We start from the raw sequence: 20,823 nt of genomic DNA on the forward strand, positions 1-20,823 counted from the left end.
AGGGCTCGAAGCCCCATCTTTTTTATTATAATCTCCACCTTGGATCACCTGCGCTAGATTTACCAGCGAAAGTATCATCTTTGATTTTGAAATTTGCGGTTGCAGGAGCCGTAAATAAATTTGCACTTGTTCCGCTGTAAGTATTTATTCCAGGGATGGCATTTGACGAAAATGTAACATCAGATGCTTGGTAATTATTCTCCAAGGTTGCCGTAGTTCCCCCTCTGATACCTCTTCCTGTATTTGCAGGAGAATAGGTTTTTCCTAAAATATTATTTTTGAAAGTATAAGATGTAGAAACTATCTGAGCATTGTAGTCAATTAAGTATCTAGCATCACCTACAATATTATAAAAGGTATTGTTTTCTACCGCTACTGAAACTGAAGGTGCCAAGTTGTGCAATATCAATCCGTAACCAATATTAGAAAATGTACTATTAGTGATGGTAATGTTGTTGACCTTACCTGTGGCAACATTCGTATTGATAAAGGCGTAAGCACCATTACTTCCATTATTACTGATATCATCAACGGTACAGTTATTTACAATTACTTTATTAATAGTAATCACGTTAGAACTCTGCAAACGTAAAGGAGTGTTTACAAGATTTCTGATGGTACAGTTTTCAAAAGATACTTGCTCCATAATAGAGGCAGTACTTTGATTAATTAAATACTGACGCTTAGTACCTGTAACATCTCCATTAGCATAACCCGTTAAATCAACATTCTCAAAATGAAGCTTACCTCCTATACTAGGTAATGTAATCAATGAAAACGAAACTATTGGTTTTACAGGTCCAGCTTCCCCAATAATACTGATGTCTAATCCAGCTGGGAGTACAACGGTAAGATCAGAATTGTATTTTGTGCCTTGCAAAATTACAAACCTAGTACTTGCGGTAGCTGCTTGAATTTTAGCAGCCAAATCATCAGTTGAAGTTACGTAAACTACATCTGCTCCGGTTGGTAGATTTGGAAGCGTAGTAAAATTTTTAGTTCCTCTTACGGCGGTATTATTTAAAATAGTTGCAGTGTAAGTGGTTAAAGGAGATAAACCCGTAACTGTAGCTTGTCCAGCAGCAATTTCTCCAGCTGTTAAAACCTTGGTGATATCACCTGGCATTATTTTAATACTTGTAACCGTAGAAGCAGCAGGCCAATTTAATGTAACTGAATTAGGAGTTAATTTATCAGATGTGATATCCTGAAAAATCTGCTCCGGCTCGGTTTTAAATGCGATATTTACCCACTTAGAATCACTAGAGCCATCGTTGCCTACAGATTTTATTCTTGCGTAATACTGTGTATCTCCGCTCAAGCTTGTAACCGTATAAGTTGTTAATGTATTTGCGATGTTTGAAACAGTACGCACGGGCGTTCCTGTATAATCAGCTGTTTGGTAAATTTCAATGGTATAAGATTTTGTGTTCTTAATTTTCTCCCAAGTAAAAACAGCATTAACCTTACCTGAAATGACCACTTTTAAACCGCTCACTGCAAATGATCTGGCAAAAGTTGGTTCAACTACTCCCAACTCGTTTTCTTTACAACCACTAGCTAGTAACAAAACTGCCAATGCAATATTAAATATGTTTTTAAAATTTCTTTTCATTGTCAGTCAAATTAAAGTCCTAAATAGCTGTTATTTAGTTTGCCATCGGAAGCATCTAAAAACACTTGCCAAATAGGCCAGTGAGGTTGCTTACTTGGCTGTTTTACGTAAAGTGCATTCCAAGTTTCTACCGAAGTGCCAGACGTAGTTGAAGAAAGTTTCCAGTCTACGGCTGTGTAACCAACTTTAGCAGCACCAACAGCATCTGTATCTCCCTTATCTAAACCGTAAATATCAATGGTTTCATTATCAGCATTTAACTTCCAATATACTTTTGTTGGCCATTGGGCATAATTATTTGCTTTATTATGCAAATCCTGCAAATTTGTTCTGTTAGTTGCTAATGCTGCATCTAATTTATTCCAACGAATTAAATCCTGCTTTCTAATCATTTCACCTACAAACTCTAAAGCTCTTTGTTTCATGATTACATTTTCTAGGAATTGTTGCTTATCGCTAAACGAAGCGGCATAAGTCATATACGCTGCTGCTTTTGCTGTATTGCTGCCATAAGCCCTATCCACAATTTTCTTTACTTGAGGAAGTGCTGCTGCGGGACCGTCAATTTCATTAATTGCTTCTGCAGCCATTAAAATCACATCCGAAAAACGCATGACCATCCAATTGATTCCGTCATCGTTTGTAGAAGTCACTCTTCTTGTCATCCATTCATATCGATATTTCCCTAAATACATCGTGCTCAATGTAGATATCTTTTGAACGGCAGTAGAAGCCGTAGCGGCACCCCATCCATAAGGGGTAACACTTACATTTCTACGTGTATCTTCTTTATCATATTCGTACCATACTGCTGGGTTGGCCAATACAGAACCACCACGAGCTTGAGCGGTATATTTATCAACACTTGCATGATTTACTCCTAAGTCAAATATCACCCTGCCTCTACCTTCGGCAAATGGAAGTTCCCACATTGACTCTTGTCCTGCCGTTGTAATCTCTTTACATAAATTTTGGAATACTGTTTGAAAACTAGGCATCAAAACTCCACGATTTTCGTTGATCAGCGCCAAGCACTCATCTTTAGCGATTTGGTACATTTTGCTTTTTGTCAGTTCAGGGTCGGTGCTTAATCGTGTAGTGCCGTCGAGGTGCATGTTGTAACCACCGGCCATTAAAGCTATACGAGCTCTTAGTCCTTTCGCGAAAGCCTTATTAACATTTTCTACAGTACTAGTCCTTGCAGTTGCATTTGGCCAAGCTAAATATTTTTCAGCTTCAAGTAGATCAGCGAGAATTTGTTTGTAAATAACATCCATATCAGACCTTGGCAAGTTCAAGGTTGCATTAGTTACAGGCTCAAATCTAGCTGGCACGTTACCCCATCCCTTAATTAAGTCCATATACATAAAAGCTCTCAAGGTTAATACTTCCCCATAAAGCTGGGCTAACTGTGTATTGTTGTCTATATCACCGTAAGCTTTAAATCCTCTGATTGCCAAATTAGCACGTTCAACACCTGAATATAGCATCGCGTATACGTTTGTACTGGCATTCATTTGAGTGTTGTTTACGTTGGTATTATAATTACCCATACGCGATTTTTCGGTAGTGAAAGAAGTAATACCTGATAAAATCTCTGTATCTGTATTAGAACCATAAAGTGCAATATACCTACCTCTATATGAATTGGTTTCTGCAAACGTCTGCAAAATACCAGTGATTACACCCTCAGCCAAACGGACCGTAGAATACAATTCTTTATCTTCTATCGAAGATTTCAAAGGTGCATCCAATGCTCTTTTACAGCTGCTTAACATCACTAATACAGCTAAAAACAAACCTATATAATTATTTTTTTTCATTACGCTTCGCATTAAAAGTTAACATTTAAACCGAATACAACTGACCTACTTCTTGGGTATGCCGAGTAGTCAACACCAGGAGTTAAACCTGTACTCCTTCTGGTTGATACTTCAGGGTCATAACCTGAATAATTTGTCCAAACAAACACATTATTGACAGAAGAGTAGAATCTCACTTTTTTCAAGCGAATCTTATTTGTAATACTTGCAGGTAAGGTATAACCCAAAGTTACTGTCGAAAGTCTTAAAAAAGAACCATCTTCTACTGCCCAATCCGACAATACATAATTTGTGTAAGGTGACCAAAGAGTAGTATTAGCGTTCATTGCAGTTAATTCGGCTGGATCATTACTGATTGTTCCATCACTACGAAGGTTGGTCCATCTGCTTCCAGAGGCCATTTGGCTAATTAAATTTCTGTAGCTGGTGTTTCCGGTTGACGTATATTCAATTTTATTAGCATTATATACATCGTTACCATAGCTCCAGTTAAAATAAGCTGCGAAATCAAAGTCAAACAAACGACCGTTTAATGAGAAACCTCCAGTATGTTTTGGCAATGCGTTACCAATAATTGTTCTATCACTGGTATTTACTATACCATCGCCATTAATATCTACTAATTTATGTTGTCCAGGTCTGATATTACCGACTACCGAACTAGAACTTGGTACACCTGTTTTTAAAGTCCAAGTAGAACCATTTACCCCTGAAAAATCAGAAACTTCATATCTACCAGCACTTTTATAACCATAAATCTGCCCTAATGACATTCCGGCTAGCACTTTATAATCTTCTCCTATTGCAGTTGATGCCCACCCAGAGGTACCATTAATATTCTCGATGGCTCCTAATGAAACTACCTTGTTTCTATTAAACGAAATGTTGGCATTAAAACCAAGATCAAAGTTCTTCTTTTGTATGGCACGATAGTTAACACTAAGCTCAAGACCTTTATTTTGGGTCTCACCAATGTTTCTATACTGTGCTTCGTAACCTACCCCTGTAATTGGATAAAGTATTAACAAATCTTTCGTATTGTTCAAGTAAACATCGGCCGTAGCGGTCACTTTGTTATTAAATAATCCAAAATCTAGACCAATGTTACGAGATACTGTGGTTTCCCATTTCAAATCAGGATTGTACATAATTTTACCTAACGACCAAAAGTTAGATGCACCGTTAATCCAAGACGTGGTACTGTTAGAATAAGCTTGTAATACTTGTCCAGTAGGGATATTGTTATTACCAGACTCACCATAACTTGCTCTTAATTTCAAATCAGACAACCAAGATTTCGTGCCAGACATGAAATTTTCTTGAATAACTCTCCAGGCAGCTGATACAGATGGGAAATATCCCCACTGATTACCTGGAGCAAATTTGGAAGAACCATCAGCTCTGAATGCTACGCTCAACAAATATTTACCTTTGTAATCGTAATTTGCTCTACCAAAAAACGATAACAGTTTATCATCTTGAGCAAAAGCATTATCGATAGAAAATGGTGTACCTAACGTAGTAAAATGACGAGTATCATCAAAGCTAAAAGTTGTTGGATAACCATGAATTACATTTGTAAGTGTAGAATTTTCAACTTTCAAATACTCTTGTCCAATTAAGGCGGTTAAATTATGGTCGCTTGGCAAAAGCTTCCTGAAATTATAGTTTAAAGTATTTGTGCTCCTTAAAGATATTCTTTGCGAATTTGCAATCGTTAATGCGGGCTGATTTTGGTTCAACGCAGCTGGAACATTTCTCACATAATAAGTAGTGAGTCCATAAAAACGATCATTTGTATTATTTCCAACTTCATAACCTACATCTGATCTAAATTTTAAATCATTGTTGATATCATAAGTTAGGGCGCCACTGAACGTGTATTGTCTACGAGTAACTAATTGATCATTATCACTAACTGCTGTAGTTGGGGTATACAAATTGAAATCATCTTCAATGTTATCTGCTGTAGTTAAACCAGGTACCGAAAAAGGTGGATACAACACAGCATATTTCAGGCGAGAATCTGCTGAAGAAATTTCTTTTGTTTCATTAGCACCACCCCCATTAATCTTGCTATCAGAGTAACGTAAACCTAAATCTAGAGAAAGAGTTTTGTAAAGCTTATGATTTAACTTGAAGTTAATGTTCTGACGCTGAAAGCCTGACAACATCATGATTGCTCTATCCTTAACAAAGTTGTGGCTTAGGCTATATTTTGTTTTATCGCTTCCGCCCATAATGCTTAAATTATGGTTAATGGTACTACCTCTACGACCAAACACTAGATCTTGCCAGTTATTTGAAGCAATATTTTGATACAAATCCATATCTTCATACGCTCCAAAATAGTCTGTGTAGCCAGATAGTGAACCAGTACCTGGTGTAGTTAGTCTTTCATGCTCATATTGCCATAAAACATAATCAGCTGGGGTTAATACGTCTAAAGTATTTGCAATTTTTCTAAAACCGCCAAATAGATTGTAAGAGATGCTTGTTTTACTATCTCTTGAACTTTTAGTGGTAACCAAAATTACACCATTAGCACCTCTAGAACCATAAATAGCAGTAGAAGAAGCATCCTTTAAAATGTCTATACTCTCGATATCCTGCGGTGCAATGTCTGAGATAGTATTTACAGGAAAGCCGTCTACAATATACAATGGCTCGTTACTTTGGGTAATAGAAGAACCACCTCTCACACGAACATTTATTTCTGCATCGGGAGAGCCCTCGGTGGTGGCAATGTTAACCCCTGCAACCCTACCTTGAATGGCTTCCAATGCCGAAGATACGGGAGCAGCCGCGATGGTTGCAGCGCTTACAGACGACACAGCACCAGTAATAGCTTCCCTCTTTACCGTGCCGTAGCCGATGTTTACAATTTTCACTTCGTTAAGTGTTGTTGCGCTTTCCTCTAAAGCCACGTTGATTTGGCTTTTAGAACCAATTGTTTCCTCTAAACTATTGAAGCCAATAGAATTGAATACTAAAATTACATTTCCTGTAGTAGGGACTGAGATTTTATATATACCATTGGCATCGGTAGACACCGCGTTTTTTGTTCCCTTTATGGTTACGGCTACGCCAGGAAGTGGAGATCCGGTAGCTTTTTCAGTTACCTTTCCTGTTACTGGCCTCGTTTGCGCATGCACTATTTGGATACCAATAGCCAATACACAAAAAAACAGCAAGATTTTTTTCATACAATACGGTTAAAATTTGGTTATAGGGGGATGGGATTAGCGCCATCCTTTAACAATTCTACAACGTTTTTTTAAGATATAGCACGGGAAGGCAGGTATAAATCTATGCAATCGTTCCCGACAACGTTGCCAAAATCAAGCAAAAATTATATCTTTAATAGTATAGAGAAATAGTACTATTTTTGAGATACCTAATTACCATAACAAACTCCGTAATTTTAGACTACAAAGCATGTTCGAGCCCGTAACCATAAAAGATATAGCTAAAGCCCTTGGTTTGTCCACTTCCACTGTTTCCAGGGCGTTGAGAGACACCTATGAAATAAGTCCTGCAACTAAAAAACTGGTTACAGATTACGCAAAACAAATTGGCTATAAGCCCAATCCTATTGCCCTGAGTTTAAAGGAGCGCAGAAGTAAATCTATTGGTGTAGTGGTGAGTGAAGTAGCCAATAGTTATTTTTCGCAGGCCATAGATGGAATCGAGTCAATTGCGTATGATAAAGGATACCATGTTATCATTTCGCAAACACACGAATCATACGAAAGAGAAGTAATCAACGTAAACCATTTGGCTTCGAGGTCTGTAGATGGACTTTTAGTTTCGCTATCTTCCCAAACTTCCGATATTTCGCACTTAAAATCCCTACATGATAAGGGCTTACCCATTGTTTTTTTTGATCGTGTAGCTGATGAAATTGTAACCCATAAAGTAATTGCCGATAATGAAAAGGGGGCTTACGATGCAACGAGCTACTTGATCAACTCGGGCTACAAAAAAATTGCCCATCTCACAAGTTCCAGTTACCTTTCTATTAGCATAGAACGCTTATCAGGTTATAAAAAAGCTTTGGCCTACCATGGCATCCCTTTTAGAGAAGATTATGTAAAATACTGTCCTCATGGTGGTATGCTTTACGAGGAAACAGAAACAGCGATTAAGGAATTAATGGCCCTGGAAGATAAGCCTGATGCCATTTTTGTTGCAGGCGACAGATTAAGTACAGGCTGTTTAAGTGTATTTAAAAATCTGCATATAGCTGTACCTAATGATATGGCCATTGCTGGTTTTAGCAATTCAGATGTATTGGATCTTTTTAATCCTTCGCTTACTTCGGTAAGGCAACCCGCCTATGAAATAGGTCGCCTCGCTACCGAAATGTTGCTCAAAATTATTGAAGCAAAATATCCAATTGAAGAGTTTGAGAAGAAAATTTTAGATACAAATCTCTATATCAGATAAATTTATTGAGGTAATTTATAAGCCTGCCTGGCCAATAATTTCCAATCTTTTCCTTGTAATTGCCAAACCAGTAAAATGCCAAGATGAACTTCGCCGGGTTTGCCTCCATCGTTAGTTTTGGCATGTAGCTCATGGCGTACAACGCCTGTGTTGCCAGTAACTTTAACGGTTTGATTTTTTAGATCTATACTTACAAAATCAGACTTGCCACTAGCTATAGTTTCCACAAAAGTAGCTTTATCTTCTACCTTTCCGCCAGAATGCCCATAGCTTAAATCAGCAGCGGCTACATCTTCTAGGTCTTTACGTTCACCACTCACCATGGCATTTTTCAATTTTTCTACGGCGGTTAAAAGACTTTGCTCTGCTTTATTTTGGGCAAATGCGTAAGTACTAGACATCAATGTAAAGATTAAAATCAGTTTTTTCATATTATTATTATCACATTAGGGCATAAAAAAACATACCCTCCTTTAAGGAACAAAAGGAAAGGGTATGCTTAATTCAAGTATCTTATTTATTTTTCAGTAAATCTCTAATCTCACCCAATAAAACCTCTTCTTTAGATGGTTCAGGTGGCGCTGATGGTGCAACTTCCTCTTTTCTTTTTAGCTTGTTAATTCCTTTGATCATTAAAAAGATAACCAAAGCCAACAGTAGGAAATTAATAGCTACTGTAATGAAATTACCGTAAGCGAAAATAGCAGTTTCCGGTATTTTACGAGCTTCTTCTAAAGCAGTATTAGCTGGTACTTCTCCTTTAAGTACAATGTATAGCTGGCTAAAGTCAGGCTGTCCAATAATGGCCGAAACAATTGGCATCACCAAGTCTTTCACTACGCTATCGATGATTTTGCCAAAAGCGCCACCAATGATCACACCAACAGCTAAGTCCATTACGTTGCCCTTGATGGCAAACTCTCTAAATTCTTTTACAAATCCCATAGTAAACATGTTTTTAGTTAGATAATATATTTTAGTTATTGTAAACTTACTGAAAAGATGATTAATTAATCAAATTAAACCAACAAAAATCTAAAGCATTTGTTTATTTTTGGAACTCGAATTCATCCCAAATATGCTAAAACAACATCTTCAGCAAAAGTTATTACAAAAACTATCGCCTCAACAAATCCAGTTTATCAAGTTGTTGCAAGTACCTACAGTAGCTTTAGATACTCGCATAAAGGAAGAGTTGGAGGAAAATCCTGCTCTTGAAGATTCGAGTTTGATGACGTTAGAAGAACCAAAAGGTGAATATGACGACCTACAAGACGAGAGAGATGACTTTGATGGTGAAAGTGGTGAAGACACAAGCATTGATGAATTTAATGTAGATGATTATCTGCAAGATGATAACACTAATGACTACAGCACTTCATATAATAACGGTGATGACGAGGAGGATAAAAAAGAAACTCCTATCGCTATTGAGACCACGTTTTTCGAAAGCTTACAGCAACAACTGGACTTAGTCCCCCTTTCTGATCAAGATTTCATTATCGGTAAACAGATTATTGGTAGTTTGGATGATGACGGTTACCTACGCAGACCCATCACTTCCATGATTGACGATTTGGCTTTCTCCCAAAATGTAATGGTTGAGGAAGAAGATGTGCTAGAAATGCTAAAGCTTATCCAAAGTTTCGATCCAGCCGGAATTGCAGCTAGAGATTTACAGGAATGCCTAGCTTTGCAGTTAAAGAAGAAAGACACTTCTAACCCTCTTATTAAAAAGGCGATTGAAATTGTAGAACATCATCTTGATGAGTTTACTCGCAAACATTATGATAAACTTGAACGTGCTGTTGGACTTAATAGTGAGGAGCTAAAAGAAGTAGTGGCTGAAATTTTACGCCTCAACCCAAAACCTGGCGATTCAAACCAGGTAACTACCAAGCAAATGCAAATCATTCCCGATTTTCATATCACCAATAATGATGGTGTATTGGTACTTACACTAAACGCCAGAAATGCGCCTGAATTAAGGGTGAGCCGTTCGTACATGGATATGTTTGAACATTATGACAAAGCTGCACAAAAAGACAAGAAAATGAAGGAAGCTGTGCAGTTTGTAAAGCAAAAGCTTGATTCGGCGAAATGGTTTATCGATGCTATTAAACAAAGGCAACAAACCTTGTTAAAAACCATGAATGCCATTATGCACTATCAATATGATTATTTCTTAACTGGCGACGAACGCAAGTTGAGGCCAATGATTTTGAAAGATATTGCGGATAAAATAGACATGGACATTTCTACGGTATCAAGGGTAGCCAATTCTAAATATGTTCAAACAGAATTTGGCACTTTCTTGCTAAAATCATTCTTCTCGGAGGCGATACAAACAGAGAGCGGCGAAGAAGTTTCCAATAAAGAAGTGAAAAAGATATTGGAAGATTGTATTGGAAAAGAAGATAAACGCAAACCTTTGGCCGATGAACGCTTAACTGAAATTCTGAAAGAGCATGGCTATAATATTGCCAGGAGAACTGTAGCTAAATATCGTGAGCAAATGAATATTCCGGTAGCAAGGCTAAGGAAAGAGCTGTAAAAATTCCTATTCATTAACTATGGCTAAAAAAGTAGCCTTAGTGCAATTTCATGTGAACCCGAAGAGGCAGTTCTTAACTCCGACGTTGTATAGTCGTAGGCATAGCTTACCCCTACTATATTGGCAACATTAAAACCCACGTTCCCAAAAAACGCGTCATTTTTGCGATAACCACCCCCTACCCAAAAATTGTTCCGATAGGCAAATTTCACATTTAAATCAAAAGCTTTAGGTAGCGGACTAACCGCCTTTAACATTACCGAAGGAGTTAAAGAGAAATTATTGCCCATCCAAAACTGATATCCGGCAGTTAAAAAATAGTGTGGCACTTCTTTGCCTGTGTTAAAAGAGCCATCAAAAGCTAGCTTATTTTTAATGATCTGTTGCATAGAGGCTCCTATATAAAAAGTAGCCGAATAGAAATATATACCAGCATTTAGATCGGGGGTAAACTTGTTGATTTGGCCAGAGCTAGCCGTTACCGGGTCATCTGGTTCGTCAAACACCAACGATTGGGCATCCAATCCCAATCTATTTACGCCCAAACCAACTCCAACAGATAGGTTGCTTCGCTCTCCTACCGCTAAATGGTAAGCATAGGTTAAATTTCCGGTCATACGATTTAACGGACCAGCCTTATCATTAATAAATAAAGCACCAATACTATGATGAGCCATAGAACCAGAATAATCGAACATATCGTCTTTGTCTACTGGCTCGGTAACGCCTAAATCACTGGAACGATAATTGGCCATATCACCACCAAAAGAAATTGGCATGCTAAAACTTACATAGCTAGTTTTGGGTGCATTTTCCAAGCCTTGCCATTGGGTACGTAGCCCAAATCTCAAATCCCTACCTTTATAAATACCTGTTACTGCTGGGTTTAACACCGACATATTCTGAACATATTGTGAATAATGTGGGCGTTGTTGCGCAAATGCCGTAAACAACATCAGTTTTAAAGCTATAAAAACAACTAACTTCCTCATCTTAAAATGGTCACTGATCCAGTGTATTTTTTACGGCCATTATTAGGTTCAATAATATAATAATAAGTACCTACGGGTAAATCTGTACCATTTAGCTTTCCATCCCATGGAGTGGTGTAAGGCGAAGCTTCAAATACCTTTTGTCCATACCTATTGAATATAGAAATAGTGCCCTGTACAAGGGTTTCCAAATATTTGATGTTCCAAGTATCATTTTTACCATCGCCGTTGGGGCTAAAAACATTAGGAATACTCGGATTTTCGTGTACATTCACTACATATTCATAAATGGTTTCACAACCATTGGAAGTTACCTTTAAGGTATATTTGGTTGTTTTGGTAGGTTTTGCAATAGGGTTTAAAATATTATCAGCGCTCAGTCCTTCTGAAGGCATCCATTTATATTTAATGTTAGGAGCGGTTTCCGTTACTTTGGCATCAACAAGCTTTTGTCCGCCAAATATAATATCCATATTTGGATGTAATTCAATCTCTGGAAGCTTATCTACAATCACATTGATATTTTTCTCTTCTATACAACCATGGTTTGAGGTAAATACATACTTGATATTAAAGTTTCCGGGGCCACTGACCCTTGGGCTAAACACTCCACTACTTGAAACACCAGTTCCGCTGAAAGTGGAACTACCTGCCACTATATTTTCATCGGTAACAACCAGTTGAACAGGGTCTGCGTTTTCACAAATCGAAGAAATATCGCTAACTTTTAATATGGGTGCCGGGTAAATACTAACAGTTACTGGAGCACTTTCCTTGAAACATCCCTGACCTGAATAAGCTCTCATCACTACTTTATAGTCCTTCTTTGCGGGTAAGTTTGGATATTTGTGCAAATATGTTTTACCTAAGGTTGGATTATCATCGGTGACTATTGTGTTTTGTCCCCCATTCTCATAGTCAAATATCCATTCAATTTTGCTTATTTTTCCAAAAGAAATATTACTCTTATTCTCAAAAACAACTTCTTTATTAGCACATAAATTAGCGGGATCCTTAACTTCAAAAATAGCATTTGGATTACTTCCACTAATGGTAACTTGTTTGGTAAATACCGTAGAGCATCCTTGATCGGTAGTGCCCACTAATTTAATGTCATAGGTACCAGCTGCATTAAATTTATGACTAGGTTTTTGCTTAGTGTCTTGCACCAAACTGCTCACACCATCACCAAAATCCCAGCGCCAAGCCACAAAATTACCTTTCACGGCTGTAGCGTCAAATTGAACAATATCATCCACACATGAACCCGGGTCTTTAAAAGTAATTTCCGGATTTTCAACAATCGTAATAGTTTTCACAATGGTATCAGCACAACCGCTTGACGAGACTGAAATCAGCTTTACCTGATAGTTTCCAGCCGCTTTATATTTCGAAATTGGAGATTGATCTGAAGAATTAGGTTCCCCATTTCCAAAATCCCAAACTTGGCTAGCTACATTAGAGTTTACAGCGGTAGTTTGATTCACAAACTTAATATCATTACCAATACAAAATGGCCCTGTAGCGGTAAAATCCGATTTGGGAGCAACGATGATATCTATATTTTTAGATATTGACAAATTACAGCCCATATCAGTTACTACCTTTAGTTTTACGGTTTTAGTTCCCGTAGTAGCATATTTATGTTTTGGATTTTGAAGAGTGGACTTTACGCCATCGCCAAAATCCCATTCCCAAGCAGTTATATTTCCTCCTGTCCTAGGGGAAATATCTGTAAACTGAACATCAGTTTTTACACAGGCCCATGCGGGCGCACTGATTGCCGGCGAGAAAATATCAAAAACAGTGAAAATCTCTTCATCTATTGCACAAACAGCAGCAGCAGGCTTTTGTATTAAAGCTCTTAATACATAGTTTCCAGCCGTAGCAAAATAACTGGGCTGTACAGTATATTTATATAGATAATACGTTTGACCATCTTCTACTTGGGTAGTGTAGCTCGGCGTATTGATCACTTCTGTTTTAACCCCATTGTTGAGGTTCCAAGTAATCTTATCTGTAATATAAGGTAGCCTAAGCACAAAATCTAAATTTGTACCTAAACAAAAGTTGCTAGATGCCACATTCCCCCCATTAGGAAAAACCTGTATGTTACTTTTTAGGTTTTTCAAATCCGTACCTGCTAAATAAGCATATGATTCAACGGATCCATATCCATAGGCGATAGCTACAAAACCACCACTGGCAATTAAACGATGCTGATCGCTCGAATTGGTTACATCTACCACAGCATAACTATATTCACCGTCGGCTATAGGCTTAAATAGTGTAGAAATGGGGCTTCCATCTAAAGTAAATCCCTGAATATCGACTGTTTTGATAATGATGTTCAAAAAGTATTTAGAGATATTGGTATTAACGCCGGGCACACTATTCAATCTAGAATAAACGGCGATATCCTTTAAAGTCTGCTCAATAGGGTTAAGAATGGTCATCTCTGGATCCCCTAGATACGGACCACCCTGGTTTGATTGAGCACTATTTGCTAAATTACAAGTCTGCGAAGTTTGAAACTGTGCCACAGCAATTGGAGAAGAAGCCTTAATTACATTGGGCGAAGTACTGTAAAAAGTAATCACACTGCCCTTTCTATATGGATTTGATAGTGAAGTGCCATTGGCCAAAGTAGTACTTCCATTAACATTAATAGTTGTATTGTCTTCTGCTACAATGATTCTAATAATATCCGTATTTCCATTTAAGGTATTATAAAAAGGTGCCGAGACAAAATTACGTCCCCATGCCGTTACGGGAAACAGTTGCTGAAATAAATTATCGCCACCATTAGGTAACCTTGAATTTCCAACTTCACAGAAAGCAGACCAGGTCGTTCCCGAAAAAACTGCTATTGGTGTACAACCACTAACCGCTTTGATCAAAGTACCTGTTAAATCGTAAACTGATTGATATTGATAAACATCTCCCTTATTTAAAGTAATCTGAAACTTATTATTTGCTGTCCGTGTACCGTCAGAGCTCGTTTGTGTAGGCGTAATATCTATAACAGTACCATCTTTAGTACCAACGATGGCAAATTGAGAATATGCAGCAGAACTTGTACCTCCTTTATTCTGTTCAGAAAACACATAATATTCCTGCTCAAGTGAGGGTGTAGGTAATACCAGGGTAGATCCTGTACGGGCATTATTAGAAATTACGCAATATAGCGAAATGGGCTTGCCCGAAGTAACATTGATCCCTTTATCTATCTCTTTAAGGTTAGATGAACCAATGTAAACACCATGTTTGTTTGGATCGATAAAAACAGGGGTAACCACATTGGCCAAAATACTGCCGCTGGAAATAACCTTTCCTCCCGATTTTACTTCGTAGGTTGTGTTCACATCAGATGATAAAAATAGCGTCATGCGTGACACCAAGCCATCTATATGGCCTGTATAGGCCAACCAAAAGTCAGTACCCCTATTAGAGGTAGATTGAGCGTAAGTATTTAAGCTATTGAAAAGCAGCGACATGAAGAATGTCACAAACAAAACCCTGCTTTTCATCCTAACTTAAAATAAGAACATTAGATGGGTATAAAATCTTCATTAAAAAAATAAAAACATTAACAATCAGGTACAATTAGCCTTATTATTGATAAACATATCGGAATAAAGCTGGAGAACGGTTACGACAATAGGTTTTGGCGAGCGATAAATTCTAGCTGTTGGTTAGCAATCAGAAGTTTTTCAGTCAATTCTCTATTTTCTTTTCTGAGCGTATAAATTTCTATGGCCTTATCTATGTTTATCCTCAAATCCTCTTCCATCCAAGGTTTTTGGATATATCTATAAACCTGCCCTTTGTTAATAGCGTCTATAACAGCATCAATATCCGTATAACCTGTTAAAATCATCCGTATAGGTTCTGGGTATTTCTCTAAAATAGAAGCTAAAAATTCAACCCCAGTAGTTTTAGGCATTCTCTGGTCAGTAATGATTACCTGTATATCTTCTGTATCTAGGATCTTTCTGCCATCTTCTGCCGATTCCGCCGTAAAAACTTTATACATTCTACGAAAGGTTGCCGCAAAAGCGCTCAAATTATGTGGTTCATCATCAACGTAAAGGATATTCGCTGTCATTTCTTTGCTAATAAAAAGTTAAAAATACTTTTTTAATGTAATTCTAAAAAACTAATTTAGTCTTTTAGCCTTGAAAAACATGTTTCTTCCGCAATATTTTATTTTTCCTAGATCATACAATGCATTCTAAAGCCGCACCCCACTCGTTAAAAGAGCTTATTGGGCAAACCCAAAAATTCAGTGATACCTACAAGCCTATCAAATTGAATTTGAGCAATCAAGATGACCTCGCTCAGTTCAATAAAATCATAAAAGAACAACCTAATTTACAGGTTTACGACACCATCAGACTACAGGTTAAAGAACTTGTAAAATGTTTGCAACCTTTTTTAGCCTTAACCCCTGCCAATATAGATATTGCAGTTGAAAAACGTTTCAACGACATCCCTGATCACGAGTACGGAACCTGGTTCTACTATCCGTGGTCAAACAGGCTAATTCATCTTTTAAATGAGGATGAATTTACCATAGTGAGAACCAATCGTAATAAATATAAGATTACCGAAGAGGAACAACAAACACTTGCTACCAAGAAAATTGGCGTGATGGGCTTATCCGTAGGGCAATCTGTTTCTTTAACACTAGCTATGGAACGCGGCTTTGGGGAATTGAGAATTGCCGACTTTGATGAGCTTGACCTTAGTAACATCAATAGAATAAGAACAGGCGTACATCATATACAGCTAAAGAAAACAGTGATTGTTGCTCGTGAAATTGCCGAAATAGATCCTTATTTAAATGTGGTTTGTTTTCATGAGGGCATCACTGATGAAAATATCCATCAATTTCTTACCGAAGGTGGCAAACTAGATCTTTTGATAGATGAATGCGACAGCTTTGATATCAAAATCAACAGCAGGAAAATAGCCCGACAGCTACAAATACCTGTACTTATGGAGGGTAGCGACCGTGGAACCATCGATATCGAACGTTTTGACCTTGATCCAAACCGACCTATTTTACATGGATTGGTAGAACATTTGGATATGGATAAGTTCAGTTCGTTAAAAACCTTCGACGAAAGGATTCCCTACATTACTGCAGTAACAGGATTGGAGACCCTTTCTCCTCGCATGAAAGCTTCAGCGGTTGAACTCATGGCCACCATTTCTACTTGGCCACAGTTGGCCAGTGCCGTTACCTTTGGTGGTGGTGTAAGTGCAGATCTTTCTAGAAAAATATTGCTAAACAGCCTTAAAGTGTCAGGCAGGTTCTTTTTAGATTTAGATGAGCTCATCGCAGATCCATCTACCGAAACCCAACATGAACTACCTACCGATGAAAAAACTCCATTAACTGTTGTTGAAATAGAAACTTTTATTGCCCAGAACAATTTAAACAACTGGGACAATACAGGAATTGAATTACCTGAGCAAAGTCTGTTATCCTTAATTGAAGCGGCTAAGAAAGCACCGTCAGGGGGTAATAACCAGCCATGGAGATTTCATTACCAAAACAAACAGCTCCATTTATTTTTAGAGGAAAGTGCTACCGGAGCATATTTAGACCCGCAATACATTTCGTCGTACACCTCCATTGGCGCTGCCATAGAAAATCTTTTGTTAACCGCTGCTATCCAAAACTTAAAAGTAAATTGGCAACTCACACCACAACTGGCTCCCAAACACTTAGCTGTTTTTACCTTTAGCAAAGGTGAAGGACCAAAAGAAGAAGAAAAAGCGCTTCAAAAACAAATAGACCATAGACATACCAATAGAAAAGCACTGCCAAAACAAGAAATTGACCAAGCTGAGATAGACCAACTTAATGCACTTGTTGCGCAGACCGAAGGTGTTCAACTAACTTTTGTTAAAGATCCTGAAAAAATCAATGCGCTATCTAAAATAGCAACCCAGGCCGATTTGTTAAGGATGTTTATTCCTGAAGCCCATGAGGACTTTATTAACCGCGAAATGCGCTGGACACCTACCGAAGCTACTGAAAGAGAAGATGGCATAGGTATACATACTTTAGATTTGAGCAATAACGACCAATCAGGCATTCGTATGTTGCGTGACCGTAGAATGATTGATTTTCTACAAAAAATTAAGGGCGGAAGCGCTTTTGGTCGTCTCCTAGCCCAGCAATTCAATACCTCATCAGCCATTGGACTCATCAGCATCCCAAACAGCAATGTATCATCTTGGATAAATTGTGGCATTGCTGCCGAAAGAATGTGGCTGGGAGCCACCAACTTAGAATTTCAAATACATCCTGTTAATGTTCCATTGATCTTTTTTTATAAAAATTCTATAGAGAAAAAGTTACCTTTAGCGGAAGAAAAAAGAATTGAATTAATTAAAGCAGAAAAAGAGTTAAATATTATTTTTGACGTGCCTAAAAACCAAATCCCAGCATTTATGTTTAGGATTTTTAAGGCTAACGCATCTCCGGAAAGAACCATCAGAAAGTCGAACAATAAAATTTTCTCCATTGGAAGAGCATAACTCAGATATAAAGAACATCAACTTCACAGCGTTTAGGGCTATAAATGATAGAGCAGCCTGTATGCAGTTTGTTGAGGGACATAGACGCGTGCTAGAGATATTTGGGATTACTCAAATTACTTCGGCAAAGGCAGACTGGGTTTCAAATCCGGACGTATATGTAATGCTGGTTACCGATGCCGATACTGGAAAAGCCCTAGGTGGTGGCCGAATCCACAAAGCAAATAGAAAAAATCCCTTACCAATTGAAGAAGCAGTGGGTTACATGGATGATAAGATCTACAAAATGGTTGATGATTATACCGATGCCGGAACCGGAGAGGTAGCTGGTGTGTGGAACTCATTCGAAATTGCAGGTTTGGGCATTGGAAGCCTTCATCTAAGTACTGCCTGTGTGGCCTACTCTAAATTTATAGGCATTACTACCCTATTTGGTTTAGCAGCCCCCGCTACTTACAGGAATGTGGTAAGAGGTGGTTTTAGAGTAGTTACTGATCTAGGCAACAATGGAAAATTCTATTACCCTAAAGATGACATGACGGCAACGGTTTTGTTCAATCACGATATTATTGATCTTCCCTTAACTTTGGAACCCCAAAGAACAATAGCTTTTGAAATGAGGAGAGATATTGTTTACAAAACTGAAATAACCTCCAAACAGGGCGATGCTGTAAACTTAACATTCGACCTATCCAGAACATGACAACGCTTACTTTTAAGAGGTTATTAATCGTTATATCCATCCTATTTATTGGGAGTAGCAAAAGCTACGCTTCGGCCGAAATTGACACATTACCCTTCAAAGCACAATATTACAAAGACAGCAGCAACAAGCTGGCAATCGACGAAGTTGATAAAAAAACTTTTACCCAAATACAGTCCGACATCTTTAATTTTGGGGTAGACAATGCTACCTTTTGGGTAAAGCTCGACGCTGAAAAGGACCTTACGTTTAGCAGGAATATTCTTTTCATAGAGCAGGCTAGGTTTTTGGCCGGTGAAATGTACTATCAGAAAGCTAACCAAAAACCTTTGTTAACTAAACCGTTCAGTTTTTTTAGAGATAGCGTAAAAAAAGGGCCTCAGGGAATTGCATATCTCCTTCCCGACACAATTAAAAAAGGCGATGCATTATTCCTTAAATTAAAGTCCCATGAAGCCTTTATCACCAAAATTTCTATTGTTAATGAAAACGAATTACGAGATAAATATGCACTAAAGGATATTATTTTCGGTATATACACAGGAGTAATGTTAATTATGTTTGTGTATAACCTTTTCCTATTTATCGTAGTAAGAGACCGAAGCTACATTTTTTACGTTTTTTATATTTTCTTTACCTGGTTGACCCAAATTTCTATACAGGGCTACGGTTCAAAATACATGTGGCATGCAGGTTCCCCGATCAACCATTATTCAGTAGTACTTTATTCCCTACTAGGTTTAGTATTTGCCAGTTTATTTACCACCTCCTTCCTCAACACAAAGGTATTTGCGCCTCGTATCCATAAGCTCATTAAGGTATTCATACTGTTAACACTAAGCAACATTGTACTGCTATTTATAGCCGATACCTATATAGGTTTTATTACCATGCAGCTCACTACCGTTTTAGGAGTGGTTATTGCGCTATCCTCATCTTATTACGTTTACTTCAAAAAACATTTTAAACCAGCGGGCTTTTATCTTATCGCCTGGTCAATTTTATTGATTGGAGCTGTTTTGTTTATTTTAAAAGATTACGGTGCTCTGCCTTACAATACCTTTACCACTTATCTATTACAGATATCTTCGGCAATTGAAGTAATGCTGCTTTCGTTTGCACTGGCAGATAAGATCAATTATTTCAAGAAAGAAAATGAAACCTCGCAGGCGCAGGCTTTACAGGCTTCGTTGGAAAATCAACACTTGATCAAGGAACAAAACGTAATACTCGAAAAAAAGGTAAAAGAACGTACCGAGGAGATTGAAAATACCAATCAGGCGCTTAACGAGACACTTAACAATCTAAAATCTACACAATCCCAGTTGGTAGATGCGGAAAAGATGGCTGCATTAGGTCAGCTTACGGCAGGTATAGCACATGAAATTAATAATCCCATCAATTTTGTAACTTCCAATGTAAAGCCCTTACAGTTAGATATTGATGACCTTAAGGACATCATTAAGAAATATGAAGGTATTGATTTCGAAAAAGAGATTAAACCTCAGATAGATGCCATTGAAGCTTATAAAAAGCAAATAGATCTAGACTTTATCAATAACGAAATCACTTCTCTCCTCTCGGGAATTAGTGAAGGAGCAAAACGTACGGCCGAAATCATTAGAAGCCTTCGTAATTTTAGCCGTGTTGATGAGACCGACATGAAGGCTATCGACCTAAATGAAGGCCTCTTATCTACTCTGGTACTGATTAGAAACACCCTTCCCGACAACCTAACTGTTATTAAAGAACTGGGCAATCTACCAAAGGTAGAATGTATGCCTGGTAAGATCAACCAAGTATTTATGAACCTGGTATCTAATGCGGTACAGGCCATAAAAAGTAAGGAAGTACAGGAAGAAGAAGAATTTCTTACCATTAAAAGCTGGTACGAAGACCAGAAAGTACACATTAGTATTAAAGATAGTGGTACTGGCATGAGCGAAGAAGTTAAACATCGGATATTTGAGCCCTTCTTTACTACTAAGGACATTGGCGAAGGCACTGGGCTAGGTTTATCTATCGTATTCAGTATCATCGAAAAACATAAAGGACACATAGATGTTGTTTCCAAAGTGGGTGAAGGAACAGAATTTATTATTACATTGCATGTAAATACATTATAAACTAAA

13 protein-coding genes are annotated in these 20,823 nt (G+C 37.8%); 5 read left to right on the top strand and 8 right to left on the bottom strand.

The window, feature by feature from the left end; all coding sequences use genetic code 11:
• Positions 1-25: 25 nt before the first annotated feature.
• The 3 genes from ABDV71_RS11010 to ABDV71_RS11020 are packed head-to-tail and all read right to left on the bottom strand — an operon-like array spanning position 26 to position 6,644.
• Complete coding sequence (locus tag ABDV71_RS11010; RefSeq protein ID WP_343532501.1) at positions 26-1,615, bottom strand: DUF5123 domain-containing protein; 1,590 nt, start codon at positions 1,613-1,615, stop codon at positions 26-28.
• Positions 1,616-1,626: 11 nt separating this feature from the next.
• Positions 1,627-3,438, bottom strand: coding sequence for a RagB/SusD family nutrient uptake outer membrane protein (locus tag ABDV71_RS11015; RefSeq protein ID WP_343532502.1), 1,812 nt, complete (start codon positions 3,436-3,438; stop codon positions 1,627-1,629).
• Between the two features lie 11 nt (positions 3,439-3,449).
• On the bottom strand, positions 3,450-6,644 hold the full coding sequence (locus ABDV71_RS11020; RefSeq protein WP_343532503.1) for a TonB-dependent receptor: 3,195 nt from the start codon (positions 6,642-6,644) through the stop codon (positions 3,450-3,452).
• Positions 6,645-6,876: 232 nt separating this feature from the next.
• Here ABDV71_RS11020 and ABDV71_RS11025 point away from each other — a divergent pair, with 232 nt between their 5' ends.
• Positions 6,877-7,887 (top strand): LacI family DNA-binding transcriptional regulator, encoded by a 1,011-nt coding sequence (locus tag ABDV71_RS11025; protein WP_343532504.1) that lies wholly within the window; start codon positions 6,877-6,879, stop codon positions 7,885-7,887.
• A 2-nt stretch (positions 7,888-7,889) separates the two neighbouring features.
• On the opposite strand, the gene ABDV71_RS11030 is transcribed toward ABDV71_RS11025, so the two are convergent.
• Positions 7,890-8,318, bottom strand: a complete 429-nt coding sequence (locus ABDV71_RS11030) for a nuclear transport factor 2 family protein (protein WP_343532505.1) — start codon at positions 8,316-8,318, stop codon at positions 7,890-7,892.
• Positions 8,319-8,400: 82 nt separating this feature from the next.
• Positions 8,401-8,832 carry a large conductance mechanosensitive channel protein MscL gene (gene mscL / locus ABDV71_RS11035; RefSeq protein ID WP_343532506.1) on the bottom strand — a complete coding sequence of 144 codons (432 nt, stop codon included), beginning with the start codon at positions 8,830-8,832 and terminating at the stop codon, positions 8,401-8,403.
• 133 nt (positions 8,833-8,965) lie between these two features.
• On the opposite strand from mscL, the gene rpoN reads away from it, so the two are divergent.
• On the top strand, positions 8,966-10,441 hold the full coding sequence (rpoN, locus tag ABDV71_RS11040; protein WP_343532507.1) for an RNA polymerase factor sigma-54: 1,476 nt from the start codon (positions 8,966-8,968) through the stop codon (positions 10,439-10,441).
• Between the two features lie 23 nt (positions 10,442-10,464).
• Here the strand turns inward: rpoN and ABDV71_RS11045 are convergent, their stop codons facing one another.
• From ABDV71_RS11045 to ABDV71_RS11055, 3 genes are all read right to left on the bottom strand, one after another.
• Positions 10,465-11,433, bottom strand: a complete 969-nt coding sequence (locus tag ABDV71_RS11045) for a type IX secretion system membrane protein PorP/SprF (protein WP_343532508.1) — start codon at positions 11,431-11,433, stop codon at positions 10,465-10,467.
• Positions 11,430-14,963, bottom strand: coding sequence for a PKD domain-containing protein (locus tag ABDV71_RS11050; protein ID WP_343532509.1), 3,534 nt, complete (start codon positions 14,961-14,963; stop codon positions 11,430-11,432). The genes ABDV71_RS11045 and ABDV71_RS11050 overlap by 4 nt, the downstream gene beginning before the upstream one ends.
• A gap of 122 nt (positions 14,964-15,085) precedes the next feature.
• Positions 15,086-15,541, bottom strand: coding sequence for a response regulator (locus tag ABDV71_RS11055; protein ID WP_113646033.1), 456 nt, complete (start codon positions 15,539-15,541; stop codon positions 15,086-15,088).
• Between the two features lie 119 nt (positions 15,542-15,660).
• On the opposite strand from ABDV71_RS11055, the gene ABDV71_RS11060 reads away from it, so the two are divergent.
• The 3 genes from ABDV71_RS11060 to ABDV71_RS11070 are packed head-to-tail and all read left to right on the top strand — an operon-like array spanning position 15,661 to position 20,817.
• Positions 15,661-17,988, top strand: coding sequence for an Rv1355c family protein (locus tag ABDV71_RS11060; protein ID WP_343532510.1), 2,328 nt, complete (start codon positions 15,661-15,663; stop codon positions 17,986-17,988).
• The gene (locus tag ABDV71_RS11065) at positions 17,975-18,691 is read left to right on the top strand and encodes a hypothetical protein (RefSeq protein WP_343532511.1); all 717 of its coding nucleotides are present in this window, start codon (positions 17,975-17,977) and stop codon (positions 18,689-18,691) included. Before ABDV71_RS11060 ends, ABDV71_RS11065 begins: the two co-directional genes overlap by 14 nt.
• Positions 18,688-20,817 carry a 7TM diverse intracellular signaling domain-containing protein gene (locus tag ABDV71_RS11070; protein ID WP_343532512.1) on the top strand — a complete coding sequence of 710 codons (2,130 nt, stop codon included), beginning with the start codon at positions 18,688-18,690 and terminating at the stop codon, positions 20,815-20,817. The genes ABDV71_RS11065 and ABDV71_RS11070 overlap by 4 nt, the downstream gene beginning before the upstream one ends.
• Positions 20,818-20,823 lie beyond the last annotated feature (6 nt).

This window comes from Pedobacter sp., from assembly GCF_039594775.1.
In the GTDB taxonomy this organism is placed as follows: domain Bacteria; phylum Bacteroidota; class Bacteroidia; order Sphingobacteriales; family Sphingobacteriaceae; genus Pedobacter.